We start from the raw sequence: 22,489 nt of genomic DNA on the forward strand, positions 1-22,489 counted from the left end.
AGGGGTTGAGGACCGGTAGGGTGGGCTTCAGCCCACCAAAAGGCACGGCAGATTCAGTCAACCCTCGCGCTCCGGCTGGACCACCATCATGCGTGTACGACCGGAAGGCAACGCGGCGGGCGGCTCGTTGCGACCTGTTTCTTCACGACGGTCCGAGCCAAGACGACGGATAACACCGGAACCGCGCCGGGCACACGGCCGGTAGGGTGGGCTTCAGCCCACCGAAAGGCGCGGCAGATTCACTCAACCCTCGCGCCCCGGCTGGACCACCATCATGCGTGTAGCACCGGAAGGCAACGCGGCGGCGGCTCGTTGCGACATGTTTCTTCCCGGCGGCCCGAGCCAAGACGACGGATGACACCGGAACCGCGCCGGGCACACAGCGGTCGAGTGTAGGTCAGCGCGCTATCCCGCGGCGAAGACGTGCGAGACGAAAAGGTCCAACTGAATGAGGCAGTTACTGCAAAACGCTGCGTTAGCCTGTGCCACGGCGCTGTTGCTAGTGGCGTGCTCCGACGACGAACAAACCGCACCACCCGCCCCCCCACCGCCCGAGGTGGAGGTCATGACGGTCGACCCCCGACCGATCCCCAACATCATCGAGCTCCCTGGGCGGGTCCAGGCCGTGCGCATTGCCGAAATCCGCGCGCGGGTCAACGGCATCATTCAGGAACGGCTTTACGAAGAAGGCACCGACGTCGAGGTCGGCACGCCGCTGTTCCAGATTGACCCGCGAGAAATGCGCGCCAACCTCAAGGCTGCCAAAGCCGCGCTGGAACGCGCCGAAGCCACCGCGTTGAATGCCGCGCAGGACGTCAAACGCTACAAGGGCTTGGTTGCCAAACAGGCGATCAGCCAGCAGGAGTACGACACCGCCCTGGCCACCTTGCGCACCGCCAAAGCCGACGTATCGCAAGCCGAGGCCAATGTGCAATCGGCTGAGCTCGAACTGGAATACACCACCGTCGAGTCCCCTATCGAAGGTCGAGCGGGCCGCGCCCAGGTCACCGAAGGCGCGCTGGTCAGCGCCAGCGAAGGCACGTTGCTGACCACCGTGGAGCAATTCGATCCGGTCTATGTGAACTTCGCCCAGTCCAGTTCCGACCTTTTGCAGATCCGGGCGCAGCTCGCCTCCGGCGCACTGAAGTTGCCGGAGGACGGTCGAGTCGAGGTCAAGCTGATCCTGGAGAACGGCGCCGAATATCCGCATCTCGGCTACGTCAATTTCTACGCCATGAGCATCGACGAGAGCACCGGCACCGTGGCCGTGCGTGCCGAATTTCCGAATCCGGACCGCCTGCTGTTGCCCGGTCAGTTTGTCCGCGCGCGCGTCAATGCCGGCATCCGCCCGAACGGCGTGCTGATTCCGCAGCGCGCCGTGATGGTGAACGACCAGGCCGCGCGGGTATTGCTGGTGGGCGAGGACGACAAGGTCGCCTCGCGCGAGGTTGAACTGGGCGAGCTGCAGGGCAGTAATTGGATCATTCGTAGTGGCCTGGACGCTGGCGATGTGGTGATCGTCGAAGGTGGCGGCAGTGTCCGTAGCGGTGCGCCCGTACGCACCATACCCTTCGAGCGCGAAGAGCCGCCGGAGCCCTCGGAACCGCCAACGTCTTCCGAGCCCGCCCCATGACGCCGGCGTTCTTCATCCGTCGCCCGGTATTCGCCTGGGTCATCGCCCTGGGGATTCTGCTGGGCGGTCTGCTGGCCGTGCGTTCGCTGCCCATCGAGCAATACCCCAGCATCGCGCCGCCCAGCCTGCGGATCAGCGTCACCTACCCCGGCGCCGATGCGTCGGTGCTGGAAACCAACGTGACCCAGGTGATCGAACAGGAGCTGAACGGCGTCGAGGGTTTCCTCTACATGGACTCTTCGAGCCGCTCCAATGGCAGCGCTTCGATCGAGCTGACGTTCGAGGCCGGCACCGACATCGATATCGCCCAGATGGAAGTGCAGAACCGCCTGAGCCGGGTCGAGCAGCGCTTACCCGAAGAAGTTCGCCGCCAGGGCATCCAGGTATTCCAGGCGTCGAGGGACTTCCTGCTGATCATTTCGCTGTTCTCCGAGAACGGCACCATGAGCACCCTGGAGCTGGGCCATTTCGCCACCACCCGCGTACTGGACGAGCTGCGCCGCGTGCAAGGCGTCGGCGACATCCGCGAGTTCTACACCGCCTATGCCATGCGCATCTGGCTCAACCCCGACCGGTTGGCCAGCTTCGGCCTGTCCGCCGCGGATGTGCTGGCCGCGGTGCAGGAGCAGAACAGCCAGTCGGCCGGTGGCGCCCTCGGTGATCTACCCCTGGCCGAAGGCATCGAGATCAATGCACCGCTGGAAACCCGCGGACGCTTCAGCACGCCGGAAGAGTTTGCCTCGATCATCCTGCGCGCCACACCGGACGGTTCGGCGATACGGCTGCGCGATGTCGCCCGGGTCGAGCTCGGCGCGCAGAACTACACCTCGCGCAGCGAACTCAACGGCCAGCCCGCCGCAGGCCTCGCTGTACAACTGTCCCCCGGCGCCAATGCGCTGGATACAGCCGCGGCGGTCAAGCAACGGATGCGTGAGCTGGCCGATGGCTTTCCCGAAGACATCGCCTGGACGGTGCCATTCGACTCGACGCCGTTCATCTCGTCGTCCATCCAGCAGGTTGTAGTCACTCTGCTCCAGGCCATGGCGCTGGTCGTGCTAGTGATGCTGCTGTTCCTGCAGAACTGGCGCACCACGGTGATTCCCACCATCGTCATCCCGATCACCCTGGCGGGCACCTGCCTCGGGCTGTGGATCGCCGGCTTCTCGATCAACCTGCTCAGCCTGTTCGGCATGGTGTTGGCGATCGGCACGCTGGTGGACGATGCCATCGTGGTGGTGGAGAACGTCAAACGAATCATGGACGAAGAACAGCTGCCGCCCTACCAAGCCACCGTCAAAGCCATGGATCAGGTGACCGCACCGATCATCGGTACGACGCTGGCGCTGATCGCGGTGTTCGTGCCTCTGGCCTTCTTCCCTGGCTCGACGGGCGGCATCTATCGTCAGTTCGCCATCACGCTGTCGATTGCCGTCGCCACTTCAACGGTGCTGGCGCTGGTGTTGACGCCCGCACTCTGCGCAGCGTTGCTGAAACCGAGCAAGCCGGACGACGAGAAGCCCGGTCTTGGTCAGCGCATCTTCAGCCCGTTCAACCGCTGGATGGAACGCACCACCGACCGCTATCACAGTGCAGTCGGCGGCATGCTCGCCCGCCCCATCTGGTTCCTGCTGGCGTTCGTCGGGCTGTTGGCACTGACGGCATTTCTCTATCTACGGATGCCCAGCGCCTTCCTGCCTGACGAAGATCAGGGCTCGCTGATGACGATCATCCAGGCGCCGCCCGGCGCGACCGTCAAACGCACCGAAGAGGCCATCGAACAGGTCAAGGCGTTCTACTCCGAGCACCCCTTGGTGGAGGATGCCATCACTGTTTACGGCTTCAGCTTTTTCGGCCAGGGCCAGGCGCACGCGATGTCCTTCGTACGGCTGATCCCCTGGGACCAGCGCACCGAAGAGAACAGTTCTGCCCAGGCATTGGTGCGCGAGGCCATGGGCCGTTTCTCGCAGATCAAGGAAGCGCGGGTGTTCGCCTTGAATCCACCCTCAATACCCGGACTGGGCGTGGCCGGTGGCTTTACGTTCAAGCTCGAAGACCGCGGCGGAATGGGTTACCAGGCGCTGCTCGACGCGCGTAACCAGCTGTTGGGCAAAGCGAGCGAAAGCCCCATCCTGCAAAACGTGCGGCCTGAAAGTGCCGACGATGCGCCGCGCCTGCGGGTCAACATCGACCGGATCAAGGCACGCGCGCTGGGACTTTCGATCAACGAAGTCAACGCGACGCTGGCGATCGCCTTCGGCAGTGCCTACGCCAACGACTTCAACCGGGACGGACGGGTGCTACAGGTTTTGCTGCAGGCCGAGGCACCCTATCGGATGACGCCTCAGGACGTGCTCGACCTCAAGGTGATCAACGATCAGGGCGAAAGCGTGCCGTTCGGCGCCTTCACCACGGTGGATTGGACCGAAGGGCCGACCCAGCTACAGCGCTACAACGGCTATCCGGCCCTGACTCTGTCCGGCAGCGCCGCGCCCGGTTCGACCACCGGTGAAGCCATGACCGAAATGGAAAGGCTGGCCGGTGAGCTGCCCGGCGGATTCAGCTACGAATGGACCGGCGCCTCGCTGGAGGAACAGCAGGCATCCGGGCAGGTCGGTCTGCTGTTGGGGCTGTCGTTGCTGGTGGTGCTGATGGTATTGGCCGCGCTGTATGAAAGCTGGACGGTGCCCATTGCGGTCTTGCTGGTGGTGCCCTTCGGCGCGCTCGGTGCGGTGTTGTTCGCGATGCTGCGCGACCTGCCGGCGGACGTCTATTTCAATGTCGGCCTGGTGACCATCATCGGCCTGTCAGCCAAGAACGCGATTCTCATCGTCGAGTTCGCCATCGAAGAGGAAGGCCACGGCAAAAGCCTGACCGATGCCGTGATGAACGCGGTGCGTCTGCGCTTCCGGCCGATTCTGATGACCTCGCTGACCTTCATTCTCGGCATGCTGCCGCTGGTACTGTCCACCGGCGCCGGCGCGGCTGGCCGGGTGGCAGTCGGCACCGGTGTGATGGGCGGAATGATCGTTGCGACCCTGCTCGGCCTGTTCTACATCCCGCTGTTCTATCTCTCCGTACGCCGCTGGCTGGCCAAGCGCCGCCCGCCTAGCGCAGAAGACAAGGCGCACCCGGCCGAGGAAGAGGAGGCGCCAAACAATGCCTAGGTTTGCGCCCTTGCTGCTGATCAGCGTCCTGACGGGCTGTCAGCTCGCGCCGTCCCATGAGCAACCGCCCTCGCCTACCGCTGCCCAGTACCCGGCGGACTATCAGCCCATGGACGGCGAGGTATTGGCCAGTGAGATCGGTTGGCGCGAGTTTCTTCAGGATCCACGCCTTGAGCGGTACATCGACACGGCGCTGCAGCGAAACCGAGACCTGCAGATTGCTACAGCACGGATAGAAGAAGCCCGCGGCCAGTTCGGTGTACAGGGTGCCGATCGCTACCCGACGCTGGCCGCAACGGCTGACGCCAGCCGGGGTCGTTTTCCAACCGGCGGCGCGGGCGCGACCGGTGCCGGTTCGGTAGGCGGTGGCACAACCGGCTTCAGCGGCGGTTCCGGCGGGCAGATCAGCGAACGGTTCACGGTCGGGCTGGGCCTGTCGGCGTTCGAACTGGACTTCTGGGGGCGGGTGCGCAATCTCACCGAGGCTGCCCGAGCGCAATACCTGTCGACCGTCGAGGCACAGCGCGCCTTCAGGTTGTCATTGATAGCGGACGTGGCCTCGACCTATCTCGCCGTGCGCGGCGCTGAGGCGCGCATCGATCTTGCCGAAGCGACCTTGCAAAGCCGCCGCGATGGTTTGCGCATTGCCCGCGTGCGCTTCGAGGCGGGAATCACCACGGCATTGGACCTGAATCAGGCTCAGGCGCTGCTGACTCAGGCCAAGACAGAGTTGGCCAACCTGCACCTGGTCCGAGCCGAGCAGGTCAACTACCTCACCCAACTGGTCGGAGGGCCGCTGCAACAGCCGTTGCCGGAACCGCTGCCGCTGAACGAACAGATCGAACCGCTGCGCCTGGACGCGGGACTGCCATCGGAGCTGCTGCTGGTACGCCCGGACATCCTGGGCGCTGAGCTGGACCTGCGTGCAGCGCGCGCCAACATCGGCGTGGCGCGGGCGGCGTTCTTCCCGCAAATCTCGCTGACCGGCAGCTTTGGCTATATCTCCAGCGAGCTGGACAACCTGATCAGCCGTGATAATCGCACCTGGAGCATTGGCCCTAGCCTTTACCTCCCCCTGTTCGACTTCGGCCGCAACCGTGGCAACCTGACCGTCGCCGAGGCGCGGGAGAACGCGGCTGTTGCGCGGTACGAAAGCGCCATCGAAACCGCCTTCCGCGAGGTGGCGGATGCACTGGCAGGCCGCCGCTGGCTGGCCGAACAGGTCGCGGCGCAAGCGGAGAACGTCGCCACGCTGCGCCGTATCGCCGACCTCGCCCGCGAGCGCTACGCCGAAGGCGTGGTGAACTACCTTCAGGTGCTCGATGCAGAGCGCAACCTGTTCGATGCCGAACAGGCCTTCATCCAGGTCAAGCGCGCTCAGATTCAGAACCTGGTGAGCCTGTACATCGCGCTGGGTGGCGGTACCAGGACTCCGTCTTCGACAGCCCAGTCCGACGCGACACAGCGGGCCGTGACCTCTGGTCGCTAAGGCGCGTAACGGCGCGCTTCCCGACCTGCGGCGGCGAATGCTCTGCGTCCCGTGACGGTCAAAAGAATCACCACACAATCACCAGAGGAATCGAAATGGGCCTGTTCGATACGATCAAAGAAAAACTCGGCATGGGCGGCGTGAGCAACGAAGCGCACAAGCCGCTCGATCCGAACCACACACCGAACCAGCATGCGCCGGATACGGTTGTTGACTCGGAGCGGCCTACCGCAGCACACAATGCGACCACCACGCCGCCGGGAGTGGCGCCCAGTCCCGAAGGCGTAGCTCATTCAGCAGGTGCTTCAACCAGTGCGGTCGATGTTCCTGCAAAGCTCGACGCCATGGCCGCCAACCATCCGGAACAGCTGAACTGGCGCACCTCCATCGTCGATCTGCTCAAGCTGTTGGGGCTGGATAGCAGCCTGGAATCGCGCAAGGAACTCGCCACAGAACTGGGCTGCCCGCAGGACAAAATGGGCGATTCGGCCCAGATGAACAGCTGGCTGCACCGCACCGTGATGCACAAGCTCGCCGAACATGGCGGCACTGTTCCGCCGGAATTGCGGACCTGAGCAGTACCCTGGCTTCGCCGGGTGCTGTCACCCGGTAGGTCCGGTTCGCAAGCAAGCTGGCTCCTTCAAAAATTGGTGCATACACCCAGTAGGAGCGAGCTTGCTCGCGAACCGCCTAAGGCGCCGCGTATTACCGGCGTTTATGCAGCTCCTGAATTCATTACGCTGCTTAGCCGAGATCAGCTAACGCCAGCGCTCAATCGTCCAGCGACGGCCCGATCATCTCCGCCAGCTGTGGATACACGCCCGGGCAGGCGACAAGATACGGATTGCCGAGCAGCAACCCATCATTTCGGAAGAAGTCATTGACCTGTCCGCCCGCCTCTTTCACCAGCACCAGCCCCGCCATGCAGTCCCAGCTCTTCAGTTCGGTTTCGTAATAGCCGAGCAGCCGTCCCGCGGCCACGTAGGCGGTCATCAGTGCGCCTGAGCCGTTGCGGAAGAACATCCCGCCTTCAGCCAGCAGCTTTTCCATGAACGGTATGAAGTGTTCCTTCCCGCGAGAATGGAAGGTGCCCGTGGCGGTCACGCCTTGTCCGACGTGTGTCGCCGCGCTGACCTTCAACGGCGTGTCGTTGACGAACGCACCTTTGCCTAAACAGCCGTTGAACAGCTCATTGTGGTTGGGGTCGGCAATCGCGCCAAGATGCGGCTCACCGTCAATCAGCAGGCCGATCGAAACGCACCAGTTGTGCAGGCCGTTGACGAAGCAGGCAGTGCCATCGATCGGGTCGATGACCCAGACGCAGCGGGCGCCCAGATCAGCCGAGCCACTTTCTTCCCCGAGAAAACCGTCCTCAGGGAAGAGCTGAGTCAGCCGCTCACGGATAAAGGCTTCGATCTGCTTGTCGGCAATGCTGACCACATCCTGCAGATCGTCGCCCTTGTGTTCGATGGTCAGTGCTTCACGCTTGCGGTAGAAGTCCATGCCCAGCTGCGCGGCCTCAAGGGCAAGGGCTTTGGCGCTGGCATAGCGCGCGTCGATATCGAGGAATTGCTCGGAAGTCATGACCGTCCTGTGAAGCGGATGCGCAGTGCCGCGCGGGAACGCAGATTCTAGAGAATCGATGACGACGGGCATACCGGACGTTGCACCTTCGTCGTCTGGCGAGCCATGGCGTGGTCCACCTGGCGTTACTGGCCAGGCGGAACCGCCAGTTCAACTCACGGTTACTCTTCGCCCTGCTCGTGCAGGCGCACGTTGAGCTCATCAACCACTGGCGCCCATTCGGCATCATCCATCAGCTGCTCCTTTAGAAACGAACCCTGGGCTTCGCTCCAGAACGGCGCTTCGGAGACTTTCATATGATTGGGGATCGGACGGTGGCTGGCGATGAATGCATCGATGCTGGCAGGGTCGGACGGCAGGCCGAGTTGTTCGAAAAGTGTGCCGAGGTCTTTGTTGGGTAATTCCATGAACGGGCTCCGTCAGGCTATGCAGAAAGTCTGGACCGCCAGGTTGACGATCCTCTCTAGATAGAGACGGTGGTGCGCTGCACAGTTCAACCGGAAGCAGGCACAGGACAATCCCGAGGCATCGTGGGTATCAATCGGAAACAAAAAACCCGCTGCAGCCATTGGCTTGCGGCGGGTTGCAAAGGGTTAGGCTGCCTTGTCGAACAGCTGCCGTCCCTGATCGAGACATTGGTCGACCAGCCACTTGCCATGGGCGATGGATGCCCGCTGTGCCTGTTCGAGTTCTGCCATGAAGGCGTGTCCAACCGGCAGCGCCATACGTCGGGTTGTCTGCCCCTGGGGATTGCTGATACGGCATCCGCCAGCCCAGGGAGTCGGCGTGCCTGGGTGCTCCACTACCGCTGCGGTAATGACGTAATCACGGTATTCGCACTGCATCATGGTCATGGGTGTCACCTCACCTGCTGGTGGCACGGGTTGCCCGCTGGAGCTCGCCCACGTGCCAATGATCCCCCTTTGATCGTCCGTTAAAATGCCGCAAAAACCCGAGCGCGCAATGACCCGGCGTCGATTGCAGTTCCTCGATTGGGTATAGCACAGGCACGAACGTTCACAGGCCCGGTCATCGGGTCGATGGGCGCTACGAGATGGCGGGTTACGGCAGGTTGTAGCGAGGAGGCAGGCGTCGCGGGGCGACGCCTGCCTGTGGCGAGAGGTCGCTAGGTATCAAGAGCTGCGCAGTTGCTCGTCAGCCAGAAAATCCTCTTCCAGCAAGGCGTCGCGGCCTTCGACTTCGAGGGTCTCACCTTCGAGAGGTGTCGGGGCTAAGGCGCGCTTGCTGCGCAGCTTGCCGAACTGATGGTTCAGCGCATTGTTGAGCTTGTCGATGGCGCCATCGACTGCCAGCTCCAGCGACGCCGCCTTGTGCGTGACGGACACTGGTTGCAGCCCTTTGGGCCGTGCCTCGATCTGGCAGCGCTTGTCCTGCGCGCCGGCCTTGACGCCGTTCTCGTCGTTCAGGTGCACCACGACGCGGGTGACTTCGTCGTCGAATCGATCCAGCTTGTCGGCAACACTGCCACTGACCCAGTCTACGAGACGGGCGCTGCCTTCGATGTGGTTATCGCTATGAACTTGGATCTGCATATGCTCTTCCTTCTACGCGATCGGGTAACCACCGTTCAGCCACAAACGGCCTGATCTAGGAATGCCACTAATGCGCAGAATAAGCAAGGCCAAGAAAGTCGCGTATCGCCTGGGGTGAACACCACTGGTGCGACGGGAACATCACGAGGCTGATTGGCTGGCGGCGGTCAGCTTCTTCTTCGGGTAGATGTCGTAACGGCTGGACTTGCCCTCAAGGCTGTAGCCCGGCGTAGCACCGTCAATGGTCGGCGCCTTGCGTGGTCGTTTTACCACTACTCGGTGGCTGGCCAGCACCAGCGCCTGTTCGAGCAAGGCGCCGGCATCCAGATCATCACCCACAAACGGCCGGAACAGGCGCATTTCCTTTTTCACCAGTGCGCTTTTTCCCCGGTGCGGAAACATAGGATCTAGATAGATGACCTGCGGCGGCTCACTCTGCCACTGATGCATCAGCTCGATGGCGTTGCCCTGCTGTAAACGCATGCGCTCGACGATAGCGCGCACCTCGGCATCCTCACTACCACGCCGCAGACCATCCTCCAGCAGTGCGGCAATCAATGGCTGACGTTCGAACAGCACCATCTCGCAGCCCAACGTCGCCAGCACGAAAGCATCCCGCCCCAGGCCAGCCGTGGCGTCGAGGATGCGCGGTCGGATACCGGGCTGGATGCCAACTGCCTTGGCGATCATCTGTCCGCTACCGCCGCCGAACTGACGACGATGCGCTGCGCCGCCTTCGACGAAATCCACCCGCACCGGCCCTGGCGCACTTGGCCCGAGCAGCTGCAGCTGCAGGCCGTCCTCCCCCAGTTGAAGGGCAAACTCCGCGTCGTCCGCTTGCATCGGCAAGCCCAGCCGCTTCGCCCAGACGTCAGCCTGCTCGGCGAATCGAGGAGCGAGGGCTTCGACGCGAACCAACGGAGATGAGGCGGCCATAGGAAAACTCGGGGGTCGGAAAAACGCCGCATTCTGCCAGAGGAGACGCCGGGCTGCCTCAGCGGCACATGCCGAAACCGCCCATATCCACATGAAAATGATCGTGATGAGCCGCGTTGTACTCGGGGCTCAGGGTGATCTTGAAGGCGTCACAGGCGGCAGCCTTGACCTCACGGAGAAAGCGCGCCTTATCGTCATCACCTTTCCAGTCACGCGCAACGGTGATCCGCGTGCCGTCCTTCAGGCGAAAGCCAGCCAGATCCAGCGCGTTGGCCGAAGCGTGCTGACTGCGCCTGTTGCTTCGCGCAATATTGCGGCAGGCAAAGCTGCCGAAATGATCGATTCGCGCGACCGGCTGACCGAATATCCGCTGTGCCGCAGGCTGCAGGCCATGCCGTTCGAACATCGCATAAGCTGCGGCCAGAGGGCAGGTGGCCAGAAAGGCGCCACTGAATTGCACGCCCGAGCCACTGATACGTACGGCATTTTCAACCGGGCAGCCAGGCTGCGGCGTGCTGTCAGGCACAGCCACATAATTTAAGACAGAGGTCCTCAACGCCTGCTCGCACAATGCACGATCCTGCTGCAAGCGCTGCAGTTTGAACGAGGTCAGCAGGTTCGGTGCCTCGCGGATATCCAATGGCGCCCAGGGGTTCCACTTCGCCGGAACATCGACATGCCCACGCCAGACGGCGTAGGCGAACCCAGCCAGAGCGACGAGCAGCAAGAGGAATAAACGGCCAAATGTCATAGACGTTTCGGCAGCGCCGCGACTTGAAGGTTGCAGCGCCGACTAGCCGTCTGTGCCGTCAGCGCTCCCCAGTTGCATCGAGCAGGGAGAGCTGCGACTCGGTTTGCATGGGCGGCGCGGTCAGCGGTGGCAAGCCGGGTAGCCGCTCGCTGAGCAAGTCATGGAAGCGCATGGCCAGCTCGGGCGCCAGGCGATTGTCTGGGGTATGCAAGTAGACGTGTGGGCGCTTCCCTGCTTCGATCCAGTCCGCGACCTTGCCTAGCCAAGGCGTCATGAAGCGATCGTTTGCTTCCAATGCCGGGTGCCCGACGAAGCGGAGCTGCGGAGACTCGCTGAATGCCGCCGGCCGCACCGGCAGCCGGGGCTTCTTGCTTTGGGCATGCCGCAGCGCCGGATCGCTGGATTGGCAGCTGAACAGCGCGCGCGTATCCATGCAGATCCGCTCGACGCCTCGTTCACGCAGCATCCGGTTCAGCGCCCGCTCGTCCTCGCCCTTGGCAAAGAACGCGGCATGCCGCACCTCCACGGCAAGCGGTCGATCCAGCGTCTCGATCAGTTGCGCCAGCTCGTCGAGACGTGCCGGACCGAACGATGCAGGCAGCTGCAACCAGAACGGCGTCACCCGCGCGCCAAGCGGGGCCAACAGGGATCGAAAAGACAGCACCAGGTCCAATACGTCGCGGAGATCCGGCGCCTGACTGATCTCGCGAGGCAGCTTGGCGCAGAAGCGGAAGCCTTCCGGCATCACCGTCGCCCAGCGCTGGATCTTCTGCACCGAAGGCCAGGCGTAAAGCGTGGTGTTGCCCTCGACCGTGTTGAACACCGAGCAATAGCGCGCAAGGTATTCACTGGCGGGCAAACCCGGCGGGTAGAGCGAGCCACGCCAGGCGGCATCGTTCCAGGAGGGACAGCCGAGAAAATAGGGAAGATTCAATCGCGGTTCACTAGCAGGCCGTTGAAAAACGTTGGCGAGGCAGCCAGTGCAAGGCAAAAACAGGCGAAAAAGCGGAGTTTACGAGTTGTAAATGAGCATTTTGAGCCTGTTTTTAACGCAGCAATGGCAACGCAGGTAGTTTTTCAACAGCCTGCTACGCCTCAGGCATAGAGATCCAGACCTAGCACTTCATGGGCGTCCAGGTCAGCCGTGAAGCTGGCGGTAGTGCCGTAGCTCTGCAACGCCTGGGTGGCGCGGCTGGTAAGCGGTCGCTCCATCATGGCTTCAAAGCGCGCCGGCATGAAGTCGCCGGATATCACCGAACCGTAGTCAGTCGACTCGCTTTTATTGCGTCGGGCGAGGTGTTCGTAGGTGGAATCGGCTTGGCTGGCCGGCGTGACGATGGACTCGCGTGCCTGCTCCGCAGCCCTTTCGCTTTCACGATAAGGGACCGGCGCACTGCCTGGGTGGGCAGGACGTTCAATGGGATAGGCAGAGGGGGCGAGACCGTTAAGGCGCATCATTCACCTGTTCAAGTTCGCCGACTCTAGCGAGCCGACACGCAATTGGCAATGCCGCTTGTCACCGAGGGGCCTTGGGCGTGGCGACATTGTCACGCAGGTAGATCGGCTGGGCCTGATCGGCCTCCACCGCTTCCCCACGCTGCCAAGCAAAGCCGGCCAACGCAAGCAGATCCAAAGCATGCGGTAGCAAGGTAGCGTCGCTCGCGGAGGGCTGAACGGCGAGACGCGCGCCATAACCCCAGCCCGTACCCGCACCGAACCATTGCCCTTCGCTTCCGCGGGGCAGGCTGACCTGTTCCGGTGGCAACACCGCCTCGCTGCCGGCCAGCTGCATTTCACCCTGCTGCGCCCGATAGCAACCCCAGTAGACCTCGTTCATGCGGGCGTCGATCGCCGCCGCGACCTGCTCCGCACCCTGTTCGCGGTAAGCGCGCTGGGCGATGGTTGCCAGGGTCGAGACTGGCAGCACCGGGCGCTCCAGCGCGAATGCCAACCCCTGCACCACACCAACAGCAATACGCACTCCGGTAAAAGCACCGGGACCACGGCCGAATGCCAGGGCGTCTACTGCCGACAGCGCGACGCCCGCCTCGCTCAGCAGCGTCTGGATCATGGGTAGAAGACGCTGGGCGTGCAGCCGCGGAATCACCTCGTAATGGCTCAGCACCTGACCGTCATGCAGCAGCGCGACGGAGCAGGCTTCGGTGGCGGTATCCAGGGCCAGCAGCGTGGTCATCAGATATTCCGGTCAGCAGCAAAAAGGGCGGCGATTGTAGCAGTTGCGCTCGCGCCGATTGAATACGAACTGCCCCCGCCGCTCTGCAGATGAGCAGGAAACGAAAACGGCCCGCAAGCGGGCCGTTTCGTGAAGCCAGACAATATCAGCTGAGCGCCGCCATCACCTTCGAAGTGATCTCTTCCACGGAGCCGACGCCTTCGACGCGGCTGCACTTCGGCGTGCCTTCAGCCGCTTCGAGGTTCTGGTAGAACGCGACCAGCGGTTTGGTCTGGGAATGATAGAGGCTCAGGCGATGGCGGATGGTTTCTTCCAGATCGTCCTTGCGCTGAATCAGGTCTTCACCTGTCAGGTCATCGACGCCAGCGACCTTTGGCGGGTTGTGTTCGGTGTGATAGACACGACCTGAAGCCGGATGCACGCGGCGGCCGGACAGGCGACCGACAATCTCTTCATCGTCCACCGCGATTTCCAGTACGTGATCCAGCTTGACGCCGGCATCACGCAGCGCTTCGGCCTGTGGAATGGTGCGCGGGAAGCCATCGAAAAGGAAACCGTTGGCGCAATCGGGCTGCTGCAGACGCTCCTGAATCAGCGCGATGATGATCTCGTCGGAAACCAGACCACCACTGTCCATCACGTCCTTGACCTGCAGGCCCAGCGGCGTGCCGGCCTTGACCGCTGCACGCAACATGTCGCCCGTGGAGATTTGCGGGACGGCGAACTTCTCGGTGATGAAGCGGGCCTGTGTGCCTTTCCCGGCACCCGGCGCTCCCAGCAGAATGATGCGCATGGAGTGAGTCCTCAAGTTTGCGAAGGGATGCCGCCAGGATCGATGCAACGCACCCTCACCTCTGGCGAATCAAAAAATCTGGTTTGCCGCCATGCGACAAAAGGTTGAACACGATACACAGCGCACAGAATGCAGACAAGCGGGGCCCATGGCGTCTTGGCAAGCCGACACCAGGCAGCGTGAGGTGACGATAAATTGCCACCAGCTGCCCATGACGGCGGTTGCCAGACGCGTCATGAGCATGGCCGTAAGGATTAGCCGGTGTTGCGCAGACCAGCGGCAATTCCCGCAACGCTGACCAGCAAGGCTTGCTCCAGAGGGCTTTCCGCCGGGCTTTGCTGTTGCCGTGAACGTGCCAGCAGTTCGGTCTGCATCAGATGCAGCGGATCGAGATAGGTATTGCGCAGGCTGAACGCTTCAAGGCTGGTAGGGTTGTGCGCCAGCAGCATTGACTGCCCGGTCAACTCGAGCACCGCCGCAACCGCCTGCGACAATCTGTCACGCAGATCACAGCCTAACGGCTGCAGCTCTGCGCTGACCAAGCGCGTGTCGTAGCGCTCGGCGATCTCCGCGTCGGCCTTGGCCAGAACCATCTCGAGCATGTCGATGCGGGTGCTGAAAAACGGCCAGTGCTCACGCATCGCCTTGAGCCGTTCACCTTCGCCTCGCTCCAGCGCGCCGCGTAGGGCCTGTTCCCAGCCCAGCCAGGCGGGCAGCATCAGCCGCGTCTGGGTCCAGGCAAATATCCAGGGAATCGCGCGCAGGCTTTCGACACCGCCTTCGCGGCGCTTCGATGGGCGGCTGCCCAGCGGCAGACGTCCGAGCTCCTGTTCCGGTGTCGCCTGGCGGAAATACTCGACGAACTGCGGATGGTCGCGGACCACGCTGCGGTAGGCCGACACGCCGTCTGACGCCAGCTGTTCCATGGATTCACGCCAGTCCGGCTCGGGCATGGGCGGCGGCAGCAAGGTCGCTTCGAGTACGGCAGCCAGATACAGGCTGAGATTCTGCTCGGCGATATCCGGCAGGCCGAACTTGAAACGGATCATCTCCCCTTGCTCGGTGGTACGGAAACGCCCCGCCACCGACCCGGGTGGCTGCGAAAGAATGGCTGCGTGCGCCGGTCCGCCGCCACGCCCAACCGTGCCGCCACGGCCATGGAATAACAGCAATTCGACCTGGTGCGCGCCGCAGATCTCCACCAGGCTTTCCTGCGCACGGTATTGGGCCCAAGCCGCGGCGGTGGTACCAGCATCCTTGGCAGAATCCGAATAGCCGATCATCACTTCTTGCGGGCCGTGCAGCCGCTGCCGATAGCCAGGCAACCCGAGCAGCTTGTCGATGCTCGGACCCGCATTTTCGAGGTCGGCCAGCGTCTCGAACAGCGGCACGACACGCATCGGGCGTTGCAGCCCGGCTTCCTTGAGCAACAGCTGTACCGCCAGCACATCCGATGCGCCCCTGGCCATGGAGATGACATAGGAGCCGAGCGACGCACCCGGCGCTTGCGCCACTACGCGACAGGTATCGAGCACCTCGGCCGTTTCGGCCGAGGGTTGAAAGTTCGGCGGTAACAATGGCCGACGGTTGTTCAGCTCGGATTGCAGAAAATCCAGACGCTGCTGCTCGTCCCACTGATCGTAGTGGCCGATACCCAGATAATCGGTAATCTCCGCCAGCGCCGCGACATGCCGGGACGCGTCCTGGCGAACGTCCAGGCGCACCAGAAATAGGCCGAACGCAGCGGATCGGCGCAAGGTGTCGAGCAGGTCGCCGTCGGCAATCATGCCCATGCCACAGGCATGCAGCGAGTGGTAACAGAGCTCCAGCGGTTCGCACAGATCGCGGTTGTCCAGTAACACGTCGGGCGGTGCTGGCTGGGCATTCTCGAGCGAAACACTGGCCCAGTCGCGCGTGGCTTGCAGGCGTTCGCGCAACGTTTTCAGCAAGGCTCGATAAGGTTCAGCCGACTGCCCGCTGCGGCTGAGCAGTTCAGCGCTGGCGGTCTGCATCGACAAGGCGGTGATCAGGCCCTCGATATCGCGCAGGAACAAGTCTGCCGCGACCCAGCGTGCCAGCAGCAAGACTTCCCGGGTCACTTTCGCTGTCACATTGGGGTTGCCGTCACGATCACCGCCCATCCATGACGCGAAGCGTATCGGCGCGACATCTAACGGCAGGTGTAGGCCGGTGCTGCGTTTGAGCGCTTGATCGGCCTGCCGCAGCACGTTCGGAAGCGCTTGCCACAGCGAATTCTCGATCACGGCAAAGCCCCACTTCGCCTCTTCTACCGGCGTCGGCCGGCTGCGACGAATCTCTTCGGTGTGCCAGGCCTCGGCAACAAGCCGCTGCAGGCGCAGCTCGATCTTGGCCAGTTCTTCCTGACCGAGGTCCGTGTGGTCCCGCGCCGCCAACTGAGCGGCAATGGCGTCGTATTTCTGGATCAGGGTACGGCGCGATACTTCGGTGGGATGCGCGGTCAGCACCAGCTCGATGTCCAGGCGACCGACCTGACGCGCCAGAAACTCCTGGCCGAAGCCTTCGCTCTTCAAGCGTTCGAGCAGGCCACCCAAGGCGCCCGCCTCGAACGGAGCCGGTTCGTCGGGCCGACGCCTGCGCACCTGGTGATATTGCTCGGCGATATTGGCCAGGTTGAGAAACTGGCTAAAGGCGCGCGTCATTGGCAGGAGCTCGTCATCGCCCAGGCCATCGAGCGTTTCCTGCAACAGCTGGGCGCCCTCAGCCGAGCCACGGCGCGCGCCCTTGGCACCCTTGCGGATGCGCTCGATCTTGTCGAAGAAGGCATCGCCATGCTGCTCACGAATTGCATTGCCCAGCAGCTCGCCGAGCAGATGAACGTTTTCGCGCAAACGCGCGTCGATCTTCGCCATGTCCGCCTCTCTTTACAGGCCGCCGCATCGCCAGCTCGCAATCCAATGCCAGCAATGCTGAACGGCTACGCTGTATGAACCGTCCAAACAGAGTGCACAGCGTCCACGACGATGACAAGGCGTAGCAGAACAAGCCTTGGAGATGCTGGCTCGTAATACCCGCCAATACCGCTCGCCAAGCGAGCTAAGGATGGAGCTAGATGAAGATTTCAGAACTGGTCCGGGAATGGGAAAGCAGTGCCAAGGGCCGCATGAGCGCCGACCAGTACACCATTCCGTTGGATGTCGAAAGCGCGGCAAGACTGGCTGCCCTCGCCGAAATGTATCCGAAGCGCAGCACCGAGGAGCTGCTGGGTGAGTTGGTCGGCGCGGCCCTAGAAGGGATCGAGACCAGCCTCCCCTACGAGCAAGGTTCCAAGGTGATTTCGACAGACGAGCAAGGCGACCCGATCTATGAAGACATTGGACCAACGCCGCGCTTTCTGGCCCTCTCGCGCAAGCATCTTGAGCGTTTGCTTGCCGAACGCGGTGAGCAAGCCTGATCGATTTTTGAACGTTGGGACCAACCTCGAATAGGCGTACCGAGGTGGCGTGTCATCGCCCCCTCACGCCTGCCAAATGGCTCTAGGCAGCCCTTTTCTAGTGGTTGGGGTTGTTTTTACTGGAACGATTACGCCCAGCCGGCCTCACAAAAACATGCCCGTTTTAATTGCTGACCGCTCCTGACGCGTTCAAAGCACAGCCTAACGGGCACTGTTCTCGATATCCCGTCCGATATCCCACTGGAGACTGGCCATGAAAATGAACACCATCGAAAGCCCCCTTTCGCGATTCCAGCTACCCAAGCTGGCAGCCGTTGCACTTGGGGGCCTGTTGCTGGTTGGTTGTGCCGGCAATCCACCAAACGAGCAGTTCGCTGTAACCGAATCGGCCGTTCGTAGCGCGGTGAGCGCTGGCGCCACCCAGTACGCGCCCGTAGACATGCGTGCCGCTCAGGAGAAGTGGAAGCAAGCCGAACTCGCCATGCAGAAAGAAAACTATGAGGAAGCCCGTCGACTCGCCCAGCAGGCCGAGTGGGACGCTCGGGTTGCAGAGCGCAAGGCACAAGCGGCCAAGGCCCAGAAGGCCGTTGAGGACGCTCAGAAAGGGGTCCAGGAGTTGCGCGAAGAAAGCATGCGTGGCCTGCAGCAGTAACCCTCTTCCCTTCCGCACTCTCTTTTAGCAGAGGATGAATCGACATGCATAAGCTAGTAGCCATCCCCACAGCGATTGCCATGAGCATCGGCCTCGCCGCCTGCTCGTCGCAGCCGAATCAGACGCTTGAAACCGCACGCACCGAGTTTTCGGCCCTGCAGAGCAACCCGCTTTCGCAGAAGTACGCCGCGCTGGAAGTCGAGGATGCGAGCAAGCAGCTCGACAAGGCCAACGACGCCTACCTGAACGACGCCGATGAAGAACGTGTCGACCAGCTCGCGTACCTGGCCAACCGCCGGATTGATCTTGCTGAGCAAACCATCGCGCTGCGCAAGGCCGAAGAGCAGATCGACGAAGCCTCGACACTACGCGCCAAGGCCCGCCTTGAATCGCGCGAAGAGATGCTCAAGCGTCAGCAAGAAGAAATCCGCCAGTTGCAGCAGGATCTGCAGGCCAAGCAGACCGAGCGCGGCACACTGGTGACCTTTGGCGACGTCCTGTTCGATCTGGACAAGGCCGACCTCAAGCCAGCCGGCATGCGCGACGTGCAAAAGCTTGCTGACTTCCTCCAGGAAAATCCCGACCGCAAGCTCGTGATCGAAGGCTATACCGACAGCACCGGTTCCGATTCCTACAACCAGCAGCTGTCGGAGCGTCGTGCAGAGGCCGTGTACCGTGCACTTATCCATGCCGGCGTCGATTCCCAGCGCATGCAGACCGTCGGTTACGGCGAGCAGTATCCGGTCGCCAGCAATAACACGCCGGCCAGCCGGGCAATGAACCGTCGCGTCGAGGTGACGATCTCCAACGATAACCAGCGCGTGGCACCGCGCTCCTCAATGCAGTAACGGCGTCTCGAACCGCCCCGGTGACACCGAAGCCCGCCCTGATGGCGGGCTTTTTTGTGTTCAAACCTTAGAACGGCGCGAGGTTATGGCCTGGTCGCCGGAGCGCTCTCGGCCGGCACCTGCTGGCCCGTACAGCGGATCGCTCGCTTGCGATTGTCAACCAGCACGCCAGTCAGGCCCTTCTGCTCGGTATCGAAGAGCACTATCACACCATCAATGCACTGTGCGACTTGTGGTGCAGGCTTCAGCGAGACCCGGTAGTCCTCGCCGGGAATGGTCTTGAGCATCGTATAGTCGGCCAGCAAAAGCGCATCCTCCGGCTTGGCGATGTGCACGTAACCATAGTAGGACAGCACCGCAACGGTGCCGATGACGCTGCCGATGGCGGTGAGAATCAGCGGAATGGGGTTGCGTTCGGACATGACGTATTGGCCTGATCAAAGAACCCGCATTGTCGCAAAAATAGCGGGCTCAAGGCGAAACCCGCTTGCGGCCCGACACCAAACAATCAGGGGAAGGCGTGTCCGACAGCGCTGACTTGCAATGGAATTGCCAGCAATCGTGCCTACAGGTGATTGCCCACCATTGCCGAGACAAATAGCGCTTCCCGCGCATGCGCCAACCGCCGAAGGTTGTGCGACTGCTCCGCTGTCCTGCGTGCCGTTGCATGCATGCGCCTTTCTGCCCTCATTAGAGCGAGCCCGCCATGGATCTTTCCGAACGCCCCGACTCCCTCGATCTGGACCGAGCCTTCGCTGCGGTCCCGGACCTCATTGCGCACTGCGCCATCGAGCGACCCGACCATCCGGCATTGGTGCAAGATGAGCGCCGCCTGAGTTACGCCGAACTCGACGCGTTGATGGACAGAGTCGCAGCCGCATTGCAGCGCGACGGCATGCACCCCGGCGACGTACTGGCGATATGCGCCTACAACTCAATTGAATACGCTGTCGTGTTTCTCGGCGCGTTGCGCGCCGGTGTAGCCGTAGCCCCCCTGGCTCCCTCCGCCAGCGCCGAAAGCCTGTTGACCATGCTCGCCGACGCCGCACCCCGCGTGTTGTTTTTAGATACCCACGCCGCCCAGCATCTGGCGCCGGTGGAAGCACGCCTGCCCTGCCCAACCCTGCGCCTCGATCAGGCGACACGGCACGGCTTGTCCGCGTGGCTGAGCGATGCCGCGCCGGCGCCTGTGGCGATCCAACCGGGCTGGGCGTTCAACATCATCTATTCCTCCGGTACCACCGGCGAGCCCAAAGGCATTGTGCAGTCGCACGCCATGCGTTGGGCCCATGTGCGCCGCAGTGCCGCCTATGGATACGGCGACAACGCCACGACACTGATCTCCACACCGTTGTATTCCAACACCACGCTGGTGGCCTTTCTGCCGACACTGGCGCTGGGCAGCACGGTGGTACTGATGAGCAAGTTCGACGCCGGCGAATACCTGCGCCTAGCCCAGCAGCACGCGGTAACCCATACGATGCTGGTGCCGGTGCAATACCAGCGGCTCATGGCACGCGACGATTTCGAGCAATACGACCTCAGCCGCTTCCGCTACAAGATGTGCACCAGCGCGCCGTTCAGTGCAGCGCTGAAGGCCGACGTCCTGGCGCGCTGGCCCGGCGGGCTGGTCGACACCTACGGAATGACCGAGGGCGGCGGCACCTGCATCCTCGCCGGGCACGAGTACCCCGACAAGCTGCACACCGTTGGCCGCCCGGCCGAAGGCCATGATATCCGGGTGATAGACGACGAAGGTCATGAACTGCCTGTCGGCTCGATTGGAGAGATCGTCGGCCACTCCCCGGCAATGATGACCGGTTACCTGAACAAGCCGGAGAAAACCGCTGAAGCCGAATGGTTCGATCCCAGCGGCAAGCGCTTCATCCGCACCGGCGACGTTGGCCGCTTCGATGCGGACGGTTTTCTCACGCTGCTCGACCGCAAGAAGGACATGATTATTTCCGGCGGCTTCAACCTCTACCCGAGCGATCTGGAGGTGATCTTGCGCGAGCATCCGGCCATCGCCGACGTAGCGGTGGTCGGTGTGCCTTCAACGCGCTGGGGCGAAACGCCGGTGGCTTTCGTGGTGCTGTCAGAGAATCAGACGGAGGCGCCCGAGACACTGCAAGACTGGTTCAACAGCCGCGTGGGCAAGACGCAACGCCTGGCCCGGCTGGTACTGACGGACGAGCTGCCACGCAGCGCCATCGGCAAGGTGCTCAAGCGTGAGCTGCGGGATCGGTTCACCTCGGAGCACGGGACGGTGGACTGATTCAGCCGGCGCCCGCCATGGCGCCGGAAAAGCAGCTGCGAGCGCGCCCTCCAAAACGGGCACGCGATCAGTAGAGGAAGAGCTGGCTGCAGCTTTGAACTGCCGACAGCGCTTGCGCCGCGGTTCACATTCGTTGAAACAACGGCGCGACCGACCGAACATTCTCGAACGTCGGAACACGCCTTCGGCTGTTTAACTCAACCTATCCGCCAGAGCCTGAACCCTGGCTGGGTCAGCCTCAATACCCGCGCTGAATATCAATCACACCGCTTACGGCCTGGCCGTTTTCCAGCGCGACAATCTTCCCGGCAATCTGCGCAATGGTCGCTTCGCGCAGGGTTCGCGCCGAGACATGCGGAGTGATAGTGACCTGCGGCATCCGCCAGAACGGATGCGACGACGGCAGCGGTTCTTCCCGGAACACGTCAAGCACTGCGCGGGTCACCTTGCCTTCTTCGATGGCTCGGCAAAGATCTTCATCGACTAGATGCTCGCCGCGCCCGACGTTGATCACCACGGCATCGGGCCGGAGCTTGGCCAGCATCGAATGGTCGATCAGATCGCGTGTGCTGTCGGTCAACGGCAGCGTATTGACCAGCACCCGAGTCTCAGCGAGGAACTCGTCAAGCCCAGCCGCGCCGGCAAAGCTGTGCACGCCATCGATGCTGTGTGCGGACCGCGCCCAACCATTGACCGGATAATCCAATGCCGCGAGCGTCCGCACGACACGCTGGCCGATATGCCCCAGCCCGAGTACACCCACCGGCCATTCGCTGCGCTCGATGGGGCGGCGCAGTTTCCATTGGCCCGCCGCCTGCTGTTCGCGGTATGCATCCATGTCGCGGCTGATACCGATCACGTGATAGGCAACATACTCGGCCATCTGCACCGACATGCCGGCATCCTCGAGCCGCACCACCGGAATGTCGCGCGGCAGATTCGGCACCTGCACCAGCGCATCGACGCCCGCGCCGAGGTTGAACACCGCTTTGAGCTGCGGCTCTTTGTCGAACAGCGCGGCCGGCGGATGCCAGACGAGGGCGTAGTCCGCGCCGCAGCTCGGTAAGTCCGGATGCCATACCTGGATATCAGCCTCCGGCAGGTGCTGCTGGATCAGGCTGGTCCAGCGCTCGGGCTTGGGGTCGGCGGCGACGAAAAGGATCTTCATAAGCTCTCTGTATTCT

Annotated in this window: 21 protein-coding genes; 8 read left to right on the plus strand and 13 right to left on the minus strand. The window is 62.6% G+C overall.

What is annotated here, in order from left to right:
• The first annotated feature begins 565 nt into the window (after positions 1-565).
• The 4 genes from BUE09_RS15550 to BUE09_RS15565 all read left to right on the plus strand — a co-directional run bounded on the left by BUE09_RS15550 (position 566) and on the right by BUE09_RS15565 (position 6,861).
• On the plus strand, positions 566-1,633 hold the full coding sequence (locus tag BUE09_RS15550) for an efflux RND transporter periplasmic adaptor subunit (RefSeq protein ID WP_231975533.1): 1,068 nt from the start codon (positions 566-568) through the stop codon (positions 1,631-1,633).
• Positions 1,630-4,797, plus strand: a complete 3,168-nt coding sequence (locus BUE09_RS15555) for a multidrug efflux RND transporter permease subunit (protein ID WP_073302148.1) — start codon at positions 1,630-1,632, stop codon at positions 4,795-4,797. Before BUE09_RS15550 ends, BUE09_RS15555 begins: the two co-directional genes overlap by 4 nt.
• Positions 4,790-6,286, plus strand: a complete 1,497-nt coding sequence (locus BUE09_RS15560; RefSeq protein WP_073302151.1) for an efflux transporter outer membrane subunit — start codon at positions 4,790-4,792, stop codon at positions 6,284-6,286. The genes BUE09_RS15555 and BUE09_RS15560 overlap by 8 nt, the downstream gene beginning before the upstream one ends.
• Before the next feature lie 95 nt (positions 6,287-6,381).
• The gene (locus BUE09_RS15565; RefSeq protein ID WP_073302153.1) at positions 6,382-6,861 is read left to right on the plus strand and encodes a DUF3597 domain-containing protein; all 480 of its coding nucleotides are present in this window, start codon (positions 6,382-6,384) and stop codon (positions 6,859-6,861) included.
• 196 nt (positions 6,862-7,057) lie between these two features.
• On the opposite strand, the gene BUE09_RS15570 is transcribed toward BUE09_RS15565, so the two are convergent.
• The 11 genes from BUE09_RS15570 to ppc form a co-directional block, all read right to left on the minus strand.
• Positions 7,058-7,870: an inositol monophosphatase family protein gene (locus BUE09_RS15570; RefSeq protein ID WP_073302155.1), complete on the minus strand. Its 813-nt coding sequence runs from the start codon at positions 7,868-7,870 to the stop codon at positions 7,058-7,060.
• Between the two features lie 161 nt (positions 7,871-8,031).
• Entirely contained in the window at positions 8,032-8,277 is a 246-nt protein-coding gene (locus BUE09_RS15575; protein WP_073302158.1) for a DUF2789 domain-containing protein, read from the minus strand.
• Between the two features lie 186 nt (positions 8,278-8,463).
• Positions 8,464-8,724 carry a hypothetical protein gene (locus tag BUE09_RS15580; RefSeq protein WP_073302160.1) on the minus strand — a complete coding sequence of 87 codons (261 nt, stop codon included), beginning with the start codon at positions 8,722-8,724 and terminating at the stop codon, positions 8,464-8,466.
• 279 nt (positions 8,725-9,003) lie between these two features.
• Positions 9,004-9,423 carry an HPF/RaiA family ribosome-associated protein gene (locus BUE09_RS15585; protein ID WP_019340992.1) on the minus strand — a complete coding sequence of 140 codons (420 nt, stop codon included), beginning with the start codon at positions 9,421-9,423 and terminating at the stop codon, positions 9,004-9,006.
• Positions 9,424-9,564: 141 nt separating this feature from the next.
• Positions 9,565-10,359 carry a class I SAM-dependent methyltransferase gene (locus tag BUE09_RS15590; RefSeq protein ID WP_073302162.1) on the minus strand — a complete coding sequence of 265 codons (795 nt, stop codon included), beginning with the start codon at positions 10,357-10,359 and terminating at the stop codon, positions 9,565-9,567.
• 58 nt (positions 10,360-10,417) lie between these two features.
• Complete coding sequence (locus BUE09_RS15595; protein ID WP_073302164.1) at positions 10,418-11,110, minus strand: extensin-like domain-containing protein; 693 nt, start codon at positions 11,108-11,110, stop codon at positions 10,418-10,420.
• A gap of 58 nt (positions 11,111-11,168) precedes the next feature.
• Positions 11,169-12,044, minus strand: a complete 876-nt coding sequence (locus tag BUE09_RS15600; protein ID WP_073302166.1) for a DUF72 domain-containing protein — start codon at positions 12,042-12,044, stop codon at positions 11,169-11,171.
• A 161-nt stretch (positions 12,045-12,205) separates the two neighbouring features.
• Positions 12,206-12,568 (minus strand): hypothetical protein, encoded by a 363-nt coding sequence (locus tag BUE09_RS15605; protein WP_231975534.1) that lies wholly within the window; start codon positions 12,566-12,568, stop codon positions 12,206-12,208.
• Positions 12,569-12,626: 58 nt separating this feature from the next.
• Positions 12,627-13,304: a tRNA (adenosine(37)-N6)-threonylcarbamoyltransferase complex dimerization subunit type 1 TsaB gene (gene tsaB / locus BUE09_RS15610; RefSeq protein WP_073302169.1), complete on the minus strand. Its 678-nt coding sequence runs from the start codon at positions 13,302-13,304 to the stop codon at positions 12,627-12,629.
• Between the two features lie 145 nt (positions 13,305-13,449).
• On the minus strand, positions 13,450-14,097 hold the full coding sequence (adk, locus tag BUE09_RS15615; protein WP_073302171.1) for an adenylate kinase: 648 nt from the start codon (positions 14,095-14,097) through the stop codon (positions 13,450-13,452).
• A 254-nt stretch (positions 14,098-14,351) separates the two neighbouring features.
• Complete coding sequence (gene ppc, locus BUE09_RS15620; RefSeq protein ID WP_073302176.1) at positions 14,352-16,988, minus strand: phosphoenolpyruvate carboxylase; 2,637 nt, start codon at positions 16,986-16,988, stop codon at positions 14,352-14,354.
• A gap of 200 nt (positions 16,989-17,188) precedes the next feature.
• Here ppc and BUE09_RS15625 point away from each other — a divergent pair, with 200 nt between their 5' ends.
• From BUE09_RS15625 to lptF, 3 genes are all read left to right on the plus strand, one after another.
• Positions 17,189-17,530 carry a pilin assembly protein gene (locus BUE09_RS15625; protein ID WP_073302178.1) on the plus strand — a complete coding sequence of 114 codons (342 nt, stop codon included), beginning with the start codon at positions 17,189-17,191 and terminating at the stop codon, positions 17,528-17,530.
• A gap of 253 nt (positions 17,531-17,783) precedes the next feature.
• A complete protein-coding gene (locus tag BUE09_RS15630; RefSeq protein WP_073302180.1) occupies positions 17,784-18,182 on the plus strand; it encodes a DUF4398 domain-containing protein in 399 nt (132 codons plus the stop codon).
• Between the two features lie 44 nt (positions 18,183-18,226).
• Positions 18,227-19,030 carry a lipotoxin F family OmpA-related lipoprotein LptF gene (lptF, locus tag BUE09_RS15635; protein WP_073302182.1) on the plus strand — a complete coding sequence of 268 codons (804 nt, stop codon included), beginning with the start codon at positions 18,227-18,229 and terminating at the stop codon, positions 19,028-19,030.
• A gap of 83 nt (positions 19,031-19,113) precedes the next feature.
• Here the strand turns inward: lptF and BUE09_RS15640 are convergent, their stop codons facing one another.
• Positions 19,114-19,452, minus strand: a complete 339-nt coding sequence (locus tag BUE09_RS15640; protein WP_073302184.1) for a PA3694 family proteiin — start codon at positions 19,450-19,452, stop codon at positions 19,114-19,116.
• A 284-nt stretch (positions 19,453-19,736) separates the two neighbouring features.
• On the opposite strand from BUE09_RS15640, the gene BUE09_RS15645 reads away from it, so the two are divergent.
• Positions 19,737-21,305 carry a class I adenylate-forming enzyme family protein gene (locus tag BUE09_RS15645; RefSeq protein ID WP_073302186.1) on the plus strand — a complete coding sequence of 523 codons (1,569 nt, stop codon included), beginning with the start codon at positions 19,737-19,739 and terminating at the stop codon, positions 21,303-21,305.
• Positions 21,306-21,543: 238 nt separating this feature from the next.
• Here the strand turns inward: BUE09_RS15645 and BUE09_RS15650 are convergent, their stop codons facing one another.
• Complete coding sequence (locus tag BUE09_RS15650; RefSeq protein ID WP_073302188.1) at positions 21,544-22,473, minus strand: 2-hydroxyacid dehydrogenase; 930 nt, start codon at positions 22,471-22,473, stop codon at positions 21,544-21,546.
• Positions 22,474-22,489 lie beyond the last annotated feature (16 nt).

This window comes from Stutzerimonas xanthomarina DSM 18231 (assembly GCF_900129835.1).
Classification (GTDB): Bacteria; Pseudomonadota; Gammaproteobacteria; order Pseudomonadales; family Pseudomonadaceae; genus Stutzerimonas; species Stutzerimonas xanthomarina.